The organism is Flavobacterium sp. 245 (genome assembly GCF_004362055.1).
Lineage (GTDB): Bacteria > Bacteroidota > Bacteroidia > Flavobacteriales > Flavobacteriaceae > Flavobacterium.
The window spans coordinates 231,738-247,082 of sequence record NZ_SNXB01000001.1; the positions used below are offsets into that span (position 1 = coordinate 231,738).

The 15,345-nt window shown below is 34.5% G+C and carries 8 protein-coding genes; 7 read left to right on the plus strand and 1 reads right to left on the minus strand.

Translation table 11 applies throughout. The annotated features are described in order from the left end of the window. Position 1: 1 nt before the first annotated feature. Positions 2 to 2,944, minus strand: a complete 2,943-nt coding sequence (locus tag EV145_RS00965) for a SusC/RagA family TonB-linked outer membrane protein (protein WP_133523375.1) — start codon at positions 2,942 to 2,944, stop codon at positions 2 to 4. Positions 2,945 to 3,179: 235 nt separating this feature from the next. On the opposite strand from EV145_RS00965, the gene EV145_RS00970 reads away from it, so the two are divergent. The 7 genes from EV145_RS00970 (at position 3,180) to EV145_RS01000 (ending at position 15,246) form a co-directional block, all read left to right on the plus strand. Continuing rightward, positions 3,180 to 4,211 (plus strand): LacI family DNA-binding transcriptional regulator, encoded by a 1,032-nt coding sequence (locus EV145_RS00970; RefSeq protein WP_133523376.1) that lies wholly within the window; start codon positions 3,180 to 3,182, stop codon positions 4,209 to 4,211. A gap of 173 nt (positions 4,212 to 4,384) precedes the next feature. After that, a complete protein-coding gene (locus tag EV145_RS00975) occupies positions 4,385 to 5,902 on the plus strand; it encodes an MFS transporter (protein WP_133523377.1) in 1,518 nt (505 codons plus the stop codon). After that, complete coding sequence (gene pgmB, locus EV145_RS00980) at positions 5,895 to 6,551, plus strand: beta-phosphoglucomutase (protein ID WP_133523378.1); 657 nt, start codon at positions 5,895 to 5,897, stop codon at positions 6,549 to 6,551. Before EV145_RS00975 ends, pgmB begins: the two co-directional genes overlap by 8 nt. 236 nt (positions 6,552 to 6,787) lie before the next feature. Further along, positions 6,788 to 9,091, plus strand: a complete 2,304-nt coding sequence (locus tag EV145_RS00985) for a glycoside hydrolase family 65 protein (protein WP_133523379.1) — start codon at positions 6,788 to 6,790, stop codon at positions 9,089 to 9,091. Between the two features lie 20 nt (positions 9,092 to 9,111). Next, on the plus strand, positions 9,112 to 11,226 hold the full coding sequence (locus EV145_RS00990) for a glycoside hydrolase family 97 protein (RefSeq protein ID WP_133523380.1): 2,115 nt from the start codon (positions 9,112 to 9,114) through the stop codon (positions 11,224 to 11,226). 170 nt (positions 11,227 to 11,396) lie between these two features. After that, the gene (locus tag EV145_RS00995; RefSeq protein ID WP_133523381.1) at positions 11,397 to 13,256 is read left to right on the plus strand and encodes a glycoside hydrolase family 13 protein; all 1,860 of its coding nucleotides are present in this window, start codon (positions 11,397 to 11,399) and stop codon (positions 13,254 to 13,256) included. A gap of 322 nt (positions 13,257 to 13,578) precedes the next feature. Then, positions 13,579 to 15,246 (plus strand): alpha-amylase family glycosyl hydrolase, encoded by a 1,668-nt coding sequence (locus EV145_RS01000; RefSeq protein WP_133523382.1) that lies wholly within the window; start codon positions 13,579 to 13,581, stop codon positions 15,244 to 15,246. The last annotated feature ends 99 nt before the right edge of the window (positions 15,247 to 15,345 follow it).

The following is a 15,345-nucleotide window of genomic DNA, read 5'->3' on the forward strand; positions in this document are numbered from 1 at the left end:
ATTAGAAGTTAGCGTTTAATCCTAACATGAAAGTAATTGGTCTTGGATAAAGATTATTATCAATACCATTTGAAATTTCAGGATTCAAACCTTCATACTTGGTGATTGTTAAAACGTTTTGAGCTGATGCTGTTAATTTTAACATTGAGATTCCTTTTATTTTTTGATTAAAAGTGTAACCAACAGTAACGTTATCTAATTTAACAAAAGAAGCATCTTGAATATAGTAATCAGATTTTAACTGGAAATTACTTCCTTGTTTGAAACCTGTTTCTAAAAGATTTTCAACACCATTTGCTAAATCATTTTGTCTGATTAAAACCGTATTATATACACCATTACCAGAATCTACGTTATTGTACATATAGTTACCCCAAGAACCTCTCCAGTTCATAGAAAAATCCCAGTTTTTGTAATTCACGCTTGTATAGAATCCGTAAAAAATATCAGCAGCTGGTTTATGAAAACGATACATATCATCTTCATTTACGATTCCATCTTTATTACGGTCTACAAAAACACCATCCATTGGTTTTCCAGCAGCATCATATGCTTGCTCAAACACATGAAATGAATTTGGTGCATAACCAACCTGATTATTTTGAATTTTATTTCCTGTTCCACCTGATATATTATCTCCGGCTTCTAATCCAGGAGTATTATCCTGAGTTGTTGTTAATGCTGTAATTTTTGAATTTTGGAATGTAATATTTCCACCAATTCTCCATTCTAAATTATTATTTTGAACCGGAATTACTTCACCAGATAATTCAATACCTTTATTTTTAAGGCTACCTACGTTATAATTATCTCTATTAGAGAATCCGAAGAAAGGTGGATTCAAAGTATTTAATAATAAATCGTCTGTAGTTCTTTCGTAAACATCTGCAGTACCTGTCACTCTATTATTGAAAAGAGCAAAATCCAATCCAATGTTTATTGTTGTTGTCTCTTCCCATTTCAAATTACTGTTATACGGCTGTGGTCTGTAAGTAGTATAAAAAGTATTTCCTAATTGATATTGAGCAGCACTGTTTGATGCTAAATATAATGGAATCGAAGGATAAGCACTTCCAATATTTTGCTGTCCAGTAATACCCCATCCTCCTCTTAATTTAATAGAGTTGATGCTTGCAACATCTTTTAAGAAACTTTCTTCATTTAATTTCCATGCTACAGAAACTGCAGGGAAATTTGACCAGCGGTAATCTTCTGTAAATCTTGAAGTTCCATCACGTCTAATAGAAACAGTTGCTAAGTATTTATCTGCCACTGTAAAATTAGCTCTTCCAAAGAAAGACTGTAAATTGATATGTGTAGGAGTAAACAATTCTACAGTATTTACATCATTCTCAAAATTATAATTTGATTTGTTTTTTTCTTCTCTAAAATCTTGGTAAGTATAACCACCTGTTACATCAATTTGTGTTTTGATACCATCAAAAAACTTATTGTAGTTCAAATACAAGTCCATTAACTTGTTATTTCTTTTCTCTATATTTTCATAAGAGTTATTATATCCAGAACCTTTAAGACCAAATAAATAATCTGAATCTGTTCCTCCATAACCTCTACCGCTCATTTGGTCATAACCTAAATTCACAACTGCCTTTAATTCTGGCAAAAAGTGCATTTTATAATCCAATTGGATATTTCCGATACTTCTATTAAAGGTACCTAAATTATCTTGTTGATTAATCATTGCAACTGGGTTTTTTCCAGCCAATTGATTAAATTCTGTTGGAGATGTCATCCATTGGAAATAAGTACCATCAGCATTTCTAACAGATTGAGTTGGATCAAAACCTACAGCCGCACCAACTGCTCCAGTGTTACTGTAGTTACTTTTAATTACAGATGTATTGTTGTTTACCTGAATTTTTAAATGTTTGTCAAAAAAGTCTCCAGTTAACGAAACTCCTAAAGTTGTTCTTTCAAAATTATCTCTTAATAAAACACCATTTAAGTTAGTATACCCTACAGAAGCTCTATAAGTAACATTATCAGCACCACCACTTGCAGAAACGTTTTGATCTGTACCCATTGCAGTTCTGTAAATTTCGTCTTGCCAATTTGTATTAGCCTGACCCATTGCTGCTATTTGAGATGCACTTCCGTTTGCATTTACAAAATCTCTAAATTGCCCGCTTGATAAAGCATCAACTTTTTGAGTAATTTCTGAAACTTGGAAATTACCGTTATAGCTTACTTTGATATCACCTGATTTACCTTTTTTAGTGGTAATAATGATTACACCATTAGAAGCTCTTGAACCGTAAATTGCAGTTGCTGAAGCATCTTTTAAAACAGTTTGTGATTCAATATCATTCGGGTTGATTGTAGACAAAGGGTTTCTTCCTCCTTCAACTCCTCCATTTGCAACAGGAATACCATCAATTACATATAACGGATCGTTGTTTGCACTAAGAGAAGATCCACTACGAATTCTTACGATCGGATCAGCTCCTGGAGAACCACCTCCGTTAATAATTTGCAAACCAGCTACTCTACCTTGAATCATTTGATCAGCAGATTGTACTGGTCCTTTATTAAAGTCTTTTGCGCCTAAAACTGTTACAGCTCCTGTCGCGTCTTTTTTCTTAACAGTACCGTAACCTACTTGTACAACAACCTCTTTAAGTTGGTTTGTATCTTCTTCAAGAGAAATGCTTACGTTTTTTTGTCCAGAAAAAGTTACTGTACTGCTTACATATCCAATAAATGACACGACAATTTTATCACCATTTTTTAAATTTGGCAATTGAAATTTCCCGTCAAAATCTGTAGAAGTACCTGCTTTTGAGCCTTGTACATTTACATTTACCCCCGGAATCGGCTGTCCCGTTGCCTTATCGACAACAGTTCCACTTAGTGTGCTTTGAGCTAACACAGTAAACGGCAGCAGTAGGAATAAAAATAACAACTTTTTGTAAATTGTTTTCATACTTTTTGTTTAAATTAGTTTGAGTTTGTGATTGTTAGTTAAGTTTTTAATTTTACTTCGAATTTCAAAATTATGAATTTATTAACACGAACAACCGGTGGCAATTTTTATTGGTTTACGAAAACGTGATAGTGTTGAAAACTTTCTATTTTTTGTAATCTTTTAAGTCAAAAATTGCCAATACCAAAAATATTGTCCACCTTTATTATCAATTAGATTTTTTCCAAAAAACACCATGAAACGTAAAATAACCTTAAAACAGATAGCAAAAGAACTTGACGTATCTATTTCAACTGTCTCAAAATCACTTAGAAACAGTCTAGAAATAGGCGAAGAAACACGTCTAAAAGTTCAGGCTTTTGCTAAGTTTTACAACTATAAGCCTAACAACATTGCTCTTAGTTTAAAAAACCGAAAAACCAAAAGTATTGGTATTATCATTCCGGAAATTGTACATTATTTTTTCTCTACTGTAATCAACGGAATTGAACAGGTCGCGAATGAACATGGCTATAGTGTTGTAATTTGTTTATCAGACGATTCATTTGACAAAGAGGTGTTGAATATGGAAATGCTGGCAAATGGAAGTATCGATGGTTTTATCATGTCACTTTCAAAAGAAACCCAATATAAGGGTGATTTTCACCATATTACCGAAGTGATCAATCAAGGAATGCCGGTTGTCATGTTTGATCGTGTCACCAATGATATTTTATGTGACAAAGTAATTATTGACGACAAGGCTGCCGCATATGAAGCGGTTCAAAGTTTAATTGACAATGGAAGAAAAAAAATCGCTTTAGTAACAACTGTCGATTATGTGAGTGTTGGAAAATTACGAACCGATGGTTATGAGAAAGCGCTTTTAGACAACGGAATCCCTTTCAATGAAGATTTAATCATTAAAATTGAAGATGTTGATACGTGCGAAATCACTATTTCTGAGCTTTTGCACGCCAGAGCTTTTGATGCTGTTTTTGCTGTAAATGAGCTTTTTGCGGTAACAATTATTAAAACGGCATCAAAAATGGGATTGAAAGTTCCTGAAGATTTGGCTGTAATTGCTTTTACAGACGGAATCATCTCAAAATACTCAACTCCAAGTATTACAACGGTAAGTCAGAGTGGTGAAAAAATGGGTAATAAAGCCGCCAAAATGCTTATCGAAAGACTGGAAGCCGAACATGACGATGACGAAGAAGAAAATGAAAACTACACTACAGAAGTAATAGAAACCCACTTAATAAAAAGAGAATCTACTGACTAATTTTCTTAAAATCAACGTATTCTAAAGCCATAAAAAATATTTATGGCTTTTTTATTAGCATAAATAAAAAAATAATTAATACTTTTACGCCCGTCAAGGCTTTTAGTTTTACTTCGAAAGAAACAAAGTTTTGATAAGCAAAGCGCTTATCGTATAATTTTCAAATTACGATAATGGAAAAGCGTAAATTAAGTTTCTGGGAAATTTGGAACATGAGTTTCGGTTTCTTAGGAATACAATTTGGTTTTGCACTGCAAAACGCAAATACTTCAAGAATTTTTGAAACCCTTGGTGCTAAAATAGATGAAATCCCAATTTTGTGGATTGCTGCGCCTGTTTCAGGTTTAATTATTCAGCCCGTTATTGGTTATTTCAGTGACAGAACCTGGACTCGTTTAGGCAGACGTCGCCCTTATTTTTTAATTGGAGCTATTTTGTCTTCAATTGCATTATTCATCATGCCTAACTCTCCTACTTTATGGATTGCTGCGGGAACTTTATGGATAATGGATGCTTCAATAAATGTTTCAATGGAACCTTTCCGTGCTTTTGTTGGTGATAATTTACCAGATGAACAACGCGCATTAGGTTTTGTTATGCAGAGTTTCTTTATTGGTACCGGTGCCGTTGTGGGTTCGGTTTTGCCCTATCTTTTTACAAATGTTTTCGATGTTAGCAACGTTGCACCTAAGGGAATTATTCCGGATGCTGTAAAATGGTCTTTTTACATTGGCGGCATCGTTTTTCTGCTTTCGGTTTTATGGACTGTTTTTAAAACAACCGAATATACTCCCGAAGAACTTCATGCATTTGAAGCTAACAGCAAAAAAAACACAGAAGGGATCTCTAATTCTGAAACAGAAGCGGGTGTTTCTACAAAAAAACAATTGCTTTTAGGATTATTGTTTGCTGGTATTGGAGGATTAATTTCATTTTTAATTTTCGAAAACAGCCTTGCAAAAGAGCTATATATTCTTTTTGTAGGCTTAATTTTCATGGGCGTTTTGTTTGTAATTGCATCACAACTACGAACAAAAAAAGTTCAAAATGGTTTTACCATAATCATGACCGATTTATTGAACATGCCTAGAACAATGCAAAAATTAGCGTGGGTTCAGTTTTTCTCTTGGTTTGCGCTTTTCTCTATGTGGATCTATACTACACAAGCCGTTACACAACACATATTTGGCACTACAGACACAACTTCAAAAGTATATAATGATGCTGCTGACTGGGTTTCGGTATTGTTTACAGTTTATAACGGAGTTGCTGCCGCAGTGGCTTTCTTATTACCAGTTATTGCAAAAAAAGTAGGCGTTAGAGCAACACACTTATTGGCCTTATGCGCTGGAGGTGTTGGTTTAATTTCGATTTATTTTATTGGTGATAAACAGCTGCTTATCCTTCCAATGTTGGGAGTTGGTATTGCTTGGGCAAGTATTTTATCAATGCCTTATGCCATGTTATCTGGAGCTTTGCCTGCAGCTAAAATGGGCTATTACATGGGTGTTTTTAATTTTTTCGTTGTAATTCCACAAATTGTAGCTGCTACGATATTAGGATTTGTAATCAAACAATTCTTTAATAATGAACCTATTTATGCTCTAATAATTGGAGGAATATCAATGATTTTCGCAGGATTATTGACGCTTAGAGTAAATAGCAAAACTAAAATTGAAATCCATGAATAATAAAAAAGCATTCATCTTCGATCTTGATGGAGTGATCGTTGATACCGCTAAATACCACTTTTTAGCTTGGCAAAAAATTGCCAAATCATTAAATATAAATTTTACACATGAAGACAACGAACTTTTAAAAGGTGTAAGCCGCGTTCGTTCGTTAGATATTATACTTGGATTAGGAAATGTTCAGGCTTCTCAGGAAGACAAAGACAAATGGCTGATTCAAAAAAACGAAGATTATTTATCTTATTTAGTTGACATGGATGAAAGTGAGGTTCTTCCAGGAGTTTTAAAAATTCTAAAACTATTAAAAGATAAAAACCAAGGAATTGCATTAGGTTCTGCCAGCAAAAATGCAAGACCAATTTTAGAAAAAACAGGGATTCTATCTTACTTCGAAGTTATTGTTGACGGTAATGACGTTACCAATGCAAAACCAGATCCTGAAGTTTTCTTAAAAGCGGCTCAATTATTACATATTGATCCAAAAGACTCAATTGTATTTGAAGATTCTGTTGCCGGAATTCAGGCAGCAAACATCGCAGAAATGGTAAGTGTGGGAATTGGTGAGGAAACAATTTTACATGAAGCTGACTATATTTTTAAAGATTTTACCCAAATCGACTCACAGTTTATCGAGAAACTGATTGGTTAGGAAAGAATGTGGCAATGTGTCAATTTGATAATTAGATAATCACGCAATCTTGAATTATCTAATTTAAAGAAACCAATTTTTAAAAATAAAATCATCAATTAAAAAGTAAAATAGAACAACAACAAGCAATTAAGGATAAAATCAAACTAGAAGCGGCCAAAGACAAGTAATTGTCTCATTTTCTAATTGACACATTATCTAATTACCCTAATTGCCCAATTATCAAATTAAAAGAAATGAATCAAGATTATATAAAACCAGACAATTGGTCCATCATCGAAGAAGGATTTGATGCCGAAAGAGTAAAATCTTCTGAAAGTCTTTTTAGTATCGGGAACGGCGCTATGGGACAGCGTGCCAATTTTGAAGAAACCTATTCTGCTGAAACTTTTCAGGGAAGCTATATCGCCGGAATTTATTATCCAGACAAAACAAAAGTGGGCTGGTGGAAAAACGGTTATCCTAAGTATTTTGCAAAAGTTCTTAACGCTCCAAACTGGATTGGAATTGACATTGAAATCAACGAAGAAAATCTTGATTTAAATGCTTGCACCGAAGTTAGAAACTTTCGCAGGGAATTGAATATGAGAGAAGGATGGTACAATCGTTCTTTTGAAGCTGTTCTTAAAAACGGAACTGAAATCGCTGTAAACGTTCGTCGTTTTCTTTCATTAGATTTAGACGAATCCGGAATCATTAAATACGACATCACACCTTTAAACAAAGATGCAAAAATCGTTTACAAACCTTACGTTGACGCTGGTGTAACCAATGAAGATGCGAACTGGGAAGAAAAATTCTGGGAACCGCTTGAAGTTAAAAAAGGCACAAATGAAGCTTTTGTAACGGCGCAGACCTTTAAAACGCATTTTAAAGTTACGACTTTCATGCACAATACGATTTTGGCAAACGGAGAAAACATCAATGTTTCGCCATCGACAATCGATTCAACAACTGATAAAGTTCAGTATACTTACGGAACAATTATTGCAAAAGGACAAACCTCATCTATTCAAAAAATTGGTGGATATACGGTTTCTTTAAACCACGAAAACACTTTGGCTGGAGCCGAAAAAGTAATCAAATCTGCGGTTTCTTTAGGTTATGATGCTTTGCTTCAAAATCAAATTGAGGCATGGGCAAAAATCTGGGAAATGTCTGATATTACTATTGAAGGCGATGTGAAAGCACAACAAGGAATTCGTTTCAACATCTTCCAATTGAACCAAACTTATTCAGGAAAAGACAGCCGTTTAAACATTGGACCAAAAGGCTTCACTGGAGAAAAATATGGTGGATCAACTTATTGGGACACTGAAGCTTATTGTATTCCGTTTTATATGGCGACAAAAGATCAACAGGTTGCAAGAAACTTATTGACATACCGTTTCAATCAATTGGATAAAGCAATTGAGAATGCTAAAGATAATTTAGGTTTCAAAAATGGCGCAGCGCTGTATCCAATGGTGACCATGAATGGTGAAGAATGCCATAACGAATGGGAAATCACACATGAAGAAATCCACCGAAATGGTGCAATTGCTTTTGCGATTTACAATTATTACCGTTACACAGGCGATTACTCTTATATTCCAGAAAAAGGTTTAGAAGTTTTAATCGGAATTGCACGTTTCTGGCACCAAAGAGCTTCTTTTTCAAAAGAGAAAAATCAATATGTAATTCTTGGAGTTACTGGTCCAAACGAATACGAAAACAACATCAACAATAATTTCTATACCAATTATATTGCAAAATGGTGTATTGATTTTGCATCGGAACAAATTACAAAAGTTGGTTTAGAATATCTAGCAGATCACAAACGTATTTTAGAAAAAGTAAGTCTTTCTGCTAATGAAATTCAGGAATGGAAAAAAGTGGCTGATGATATGTATTTCCCAACTTCAAAAGAATTGGGTATTTATTTACAACAAGACGGTTTCTTAGACAAAGATTTAGTTCCGGTTAAAGATTTAGATCGTTCACAAAGACCAATCAATCAAAAATGGTCTTGGGATCGCGTTTTACGTTCACCGTATATCAAACAAGCTGATGTTTTACAGTGTTTTTATTTCTTCGAAGATCATTTTTCGAGAGAAGAATTAGAAAGAAACTTTGATTTTTATGAATCCTTTACTGTTCATGAAAGTTCACTTTCTCCTTGTGTACACTCGATTCAGGCTGCGGTTTTAGACAAAATGGATATGGCATATACTTTCTATTTAAGAACTTCTCGTCTGGATTTGGATGATTATAATAAAGAAGTTGAAGAAGGTTGTCACATCACGTCGATGGCGGGAACATGGATGAGTATTGTAGAAGGTTTTGGCGGAATGCGTGTTAAAAATGACCAGCTTCATTTTGCTCCGAAAATTCCAAAAGAATGGAAAGGCTATTCGTTTAAAATTAATTTCAGAAATCAAATTTTGAAAGTCGCTGTAAATCATAACGAAACAACTTTTACTGTAGATGGTGATCAAGATTTAACTATTATGGTTAACGGAAATCCTGTAATTGCAAGTAAATTTGTACAAATAAATTAAATTACATAAAACTAAAAAACATGAAAAACTTATTTTTCGCAAGTTTAATCTTGTTTGCTTTTAGCTCGATTGCCAAAGCACAACAATTAAAATCACCCGAAGGCAAGTTCGTAATGGAATTTTCTCTTCAAAACGATGGAACTCCAACGTACAATTTAAAATACAAAAACAAAGAAGTTGTAAAAACCAGTAAATTAGGTCTTGAACTTAAAGATGACAAAAAATCTTTATTGAATGACTTTACAGTTGTGGATACTAAAACTTCCACTTTTGATGAAACTTGGAAACCAGTTTGGGGAGAAGTAGACAACATCAGAAATCATTATAATGAATTGGCTGTAACCTTAAATCAAAAAGGAACCGACAGACAAATCATTATCCGTTTCCGTTTATTTGAAGACGGACTTGGATTTAGATATGAATTTCCAGCGCAAAAGAATCTTACTTATTTTGTAATTAAAGAAGAAAGATCTCAATTTGCTATGACTGGAGATCATACTGCTTTCTGGATTCCAGGAGATTATGATACTCAGGAATACGATTATACAAAATCGAAATTATCTGAAATTAGAGGTTTATCTCAAAAAGCATATACTGCAAATGTTTCTCAAAAATCTTTTTCACCAACAGGAGTTCAGACTTCTTTGATGTTAAAAACAGCTGATGGAATTTACATCAACTTGCACGAAGCGGCTTTGATCAACTATTCTTGTATGCATTTGAATTTAGATGATAAAAACATGACTTTCGAATCTTGGTTAACTCCAGATGCAAAAGGTGACAAAGGTTATATGCAGGCGCCAAGCCACTCGCCTTGGAGAACAATTATGGTAAGCGACGACGCAAGAGAAATCTTAGCTTCAAAAATGACTTATAACTTAAACGATCCATCAAAAATTGATAATACTTCGTGGATTAAGCCTGTAAAATACATTGGTGTTTGGTGGGAAATGATTACAGGAAAAAGCTCTTGGTCGTACACTAACGATTTCCCAACAGTACAATTGGGTGTTTCTGATTTCTCAAAAGCAAAACCAAGCGGAACACACGGAGCAAACAATGCCAACGTAAAAAAATACATTGATTTCGCTGCTGCAAATGGTTTCGACGCTGTTTTGGTTGAAGGATGGAACGAAGGTTGGGAAGACTGGTTTGGACATTCAAAAGATTATGTTTTTGATTTCGTAACGCCATATCCGGATTTTGATGTAAAAGGTTTGCACGAATACGCAAAATCTAAAGGAATCAAAATTATCATGCACCATGAAACTTCTGGTTCAGTTCGTAACTACGAGCGTCATATGGACAAAGCGTACCAATTCATGAAAGACAACGGGTACGATGCTGTAAAAAGCGGGTACGTTGGAGACATTTTGCCTCGTGGTGAAAATCATTACAGTCAATGGATTGTAAACCATTACCAATATGCAATCGAAAAAGCAGCTGATTATAAAATTATGGTAAACGCTCACGAAGCGGTTCGCCCAACAGGAATTGCAAGAACGTATCCTAACTTAATTGGAAACGAAGCAGCAAGAGGGACAGAATATCAGGCTTTTGGTGGTTCTAAACCAAATCACGTTACGGTATTGCCTTTTACAAGATTAATTGGAGGTCCAATGGATTATACGCCTGGAATCTTCGAAATGGATATCAGCAAAATGAATCCAGACAATAAATCACATGTAAACAGTACAATTTGCAACCAATTAGCTTTATATGTTACAATGTACAGCCCATTACAAATGGCAGCTGATACTCCGGATAATTACAACCGTTTTCCAGATGCTTTCCAGTTCATTAAAGATGTTGCTGTAGATTGGTCTGAAAGTAAATATATTGAAGCTGAACCAGGCGATTTTATTACGGTTGCCCGTAAAGCAAAAGGAACAAACAACTGGTTTGTTGGAAACGTAAACGGAGAAACATCTCGTACTTCAAACATCGATTTTAGTTTCCTTGAAAAAGGTAAAAAATACACTGCAACAATTTATGCTGATGCAAAAGATGCGCATTACAAAACAAATCCGCAAGCATATACTATCAAGAAAATTGCTGTAACTAATAAATCAAAATTATCTCAGTTATCTGCTCCTGGCGGAGGTTATGCGATCAGCATAATTGAAACTAAATAATTTTTTTAAGACAAGTAATTTTCCCCAGAATTACTTGTCTTTTTTTTAAAATCAGATATACTTAGAGTTTTCCTGCAAGGTTTTCAAAACCTTGTAGGTCTTCCAAAGGATTACTCAATTATACCTACAAGGTTTTGAAAACCTTGCAGGAAAACTAAAAACTTTAAATTATGAGAATTCAAATTAAGCACACATTCTGTAAAATACTCCTATTTGTTCTGATCTTTTCTGCTTCCGCGAAAGCGCAAATTCAGAAAGTAGAACCGCCATTTTGGTACGCGGGAATGAAAAATCCGGAGTTACAGATTATGTTCTACGGAAAAAATATCGCGCAATATGAAGCTTCAGTTTCTAATAATGTGGCGATTAAAAATGTCGAAAAAACAGAAAATCCAAATTATCTTTTTGTTACGATTGACACACAAAACCTAAAAGCTTCAGAATTGGTTTTCTCTTTTAAAGCCAATAACAAAATTGCTTTTACTCAAAAATATTCCCTTAAAGAAAGAAGAGCGAATTCGGCTGACCGAAAAAGCTACGATTCTTCAGACTTGATTTACCTAATCATGCCGGATCGTTTTGCTAACGGAAATCCGAAAAATGATACCAATGCATCTTTAACTGAAAAAGGAAATCGCGCAGAACCAGCAGGACGTCACGGCGGAGATATCGAAGGAATTATAAAAAACTTAGATTATATTTCGTCTTTGGGTGCCACTACAATCTGGAACACGCCTTTATGCGAAGACAACGACAAACAACATTCGTATCATGGATATGCACAATCTGATGTTTACAAAATAGATCCGCGTTACGGAACTAACGAAGATTACGTTCGTTTATCATCAGAAATGCACAAAAAAAACATGAAACTGGTTATGGATTATGTTACGAATCACTGGGGAATTACCCACTGGATGATGAAAGACATCCCAACAAAAACCTGGTTCAATCAATTTGAAAACTTCACGCAAACACACCACAGACGTGAGGTAATTACAGATATTCACGCTTCAAAAATAGATCAGGAAGTTTGTGTTGATGGATGGTTTGTACCGTCTATGCCAGACTTGAATTTGAGAAATCCTCTAGTGGCTAAATACTTAACTCAGAATGCAATCTGGTGGATTGAATATGCCAATTTGGATGGATTTAGAGTGGATACTTATAATTACTCTGACAAAACTGGAATGGCCAATTGGGCAAAAGCAATTACGAATGAATATCCTAATTTTAATATCGTTGGAGAAATCTGGATGCACAATCAGGCGAATTTAGCGTTTTGGCAAAAAGACAGTAAAATTGGCGCAATTGAAAACTACAATTCGAACTTACCAAGTGTAATGGATTTTACGCTTCAAAGTCAGATTACTTCTTCTTTCAACGAAGACGAACCAAGCTGGGACAACGGGTTGATTAAATTCTACAACAATTTTGCCATGGATTTTTTATATCCAAACACAAATAACATTTTGGTTTTTGCCGAAAATCATGACACTGATCGTATGAACGAGAAGTTTAAATACGATTTTCCAAAATACAAACTGGCAATGACTTTAATAGCAACGATTCGTGGAATTCCGCAAGTTTATTATGGTTCAGAAATTGGAATGGGCGGAGATAAAGGTAAAGGCGATGCAGACATTCGAAGAGATTTTCCTGGCGGATGGGCCGGCGACAAAAACAACGCACTAACTGCAACAGGAAGAACAGCCGAGCAAGCACAATATTTTGATTTTACATCCAAATTATTCAATTGGAGAAAATCAAATGAAGCGATTCATACCGGGAAAATGACGCATTATATTCCAGAAAACAACACTTATGTTTATTTCAGATATACTGATGCAAAAACGGTAATGGTCGTTTTCAATAACAACGCTAAAACACAAACTATCAAAACAAATCGTTTTAAAGAAAACATCAAAAACTTTAAATCAGGAAAAGATGTTTTAACCGGCAAGACATTCGATTTAGCTACTGAAATTACATTGGAGGCAAAATCAGCTTTGATTTTAGAATTGGAATAAATATTTTATTTAAACACATAGAGACATAGTAATTGATAGTCTAAAAAAAGACGTGTCACTAGCATTAAGACACATAGCTATGTGTGAAATGATTTGTCATTTTTTTTCAACCTTTTCAAGAGAATGAAAACCTATGTTTCTATGTGTTTAAAATTATAGGTTACTATTTTCCGCCACTAATTCACGAATTTATATTTTCATAGAGTATTAAAATAATTCGTGAATTAGTGGCTATTTTTTTTTTAATTAATACGGTTTACAACACAATGTCTATCGTAAAGACGCACTGCAGTGCGTCTCTACAACGTTAAATTTTATATAAATGAAAAAATACACTTTCCTTTTTTTACCTTTAGTATTCTTAATCACGAGTTGTTCTGGCTCAAAATCAGTTTCAATGAATAACGAAAATACTTCGAAAACACCTTTCGTTTGGGAAGGAGCAAATGTTTACTTTTTACTTACCGATCGTTTTTATAATGGAAATACCGACAACGACATAAATTTCAACCGAACCAAAACTCCGGCAAAATTGCGAGGATTTGAAGGCGGAGATATCATCGGAATTACAAAAAAAATCGAATCCGGATATTTTGAAAAATTAGGAATAAATGCCATTTGGCTTACGCCGATTGTAGAGCAAATTCACGATGGCGTTGATGAAGGAACGGGTTTGACTTATGGCTTTCACGGTTATTGGGCAAAAGACTGGACGGCTTTGGATCCGAATTTCGGAACTAAAGAAGATTTAGCCAAATTGGTTCAAAAAGCACATGAAAAGGGCATCCGAATTATTCTGGATGGCGTAATCAATCATACTGGACCTGTAACTGCCGAAGATCCTGTTTGGCCTTCTGACTGGGTTAGAACTGGCGTTGTTTGCGATTACAAATCATTCGAAAATACAACGATGTGTACTTTAGTTGATAATCTTCCGGATGTAAGAACAGAAAGTACACAGGAGGTTCAACTCCCTCCTTTTTTGATTGAAAAATGGAAAAAAGAAGGACGTTATGAAAAAGAGATTGCGTCGTTGGATGAATTTTTCAAAAGAACAAATTATCCAAGAACACCAAAATATTACATCATAAAATGGCTGACAGATTATATTGTTGAATTCGGAATTGACGGTTACAGAGCCGATACCGTAAAACATACCAACGAAGACGTTTGGGCCGATTTTAAAAAAGAATGCGATTACGCTTTTGAAACCTGGAAGAAACATCATCCTTTACAAGTTTTAGATCAAAACCCGTTTTATACGATTGCCGAAGTTTACGGTTACGGAATCAGCGGTGGTCAGGATTATGATTTTGGCGATAGAAAAGTAAATTATTTCCAAAATGGTTTCAACAGCATGATTAATTTTGAATTCAAATGGAACGCAGGGCAAAACAATTATGAAGGTTTATTTTCTAAATATTCAAATGCTTTAAAAAATGATTTAAAAGGATATTCTGTGCTTAATTATATGTCTTCCCACGACGATGGTCAGCCATTTGATGCGAATAGAACTAAAACTTTAGAAGCCGGAACAAAACTATTACTGTCTTCAGGAATGTCGCAAGTTTATTACGGAGATGAATCTGGAAGATCATTAGTTGTTGAAGGAACTAATGGCGATGCCACTTTACGTTCCAACATGAATTGGGATGATATTCTGAATAATCCCGAAACTAAAAAGACACTTTTACATTGGCAAAAATTAGGACAATTTAGAAGAAATCATCCTGCAATTGGCGCTGGAATTCATCAGCAAATTAATTCAGAACCTTATGTTTTCTCCAGAACTTTCACAAAAGGAACTTTCGAAGATAAAGTCGTTATTGGTTTGGATTTACCAAAAGGCAAAAAAGAAATTCCGGTAAATGCTATCTTCGAAAACGGAACAAAATTAAAAGACACTTATTCAGATCAAAAAGTAGAAGTGATCGATGGAAAAGTTACTATTGATAGTGATTTCGATGTCGTTTTATTGGAACGTACTTAACCGCAAGGAGCGCAAAGTTTTATGCAAAGTGCGCGAAGTTTTTTTCTTTCGCCACGAATTTCACAAATTGTCACAAATTTAAATATGATAAATAATTCG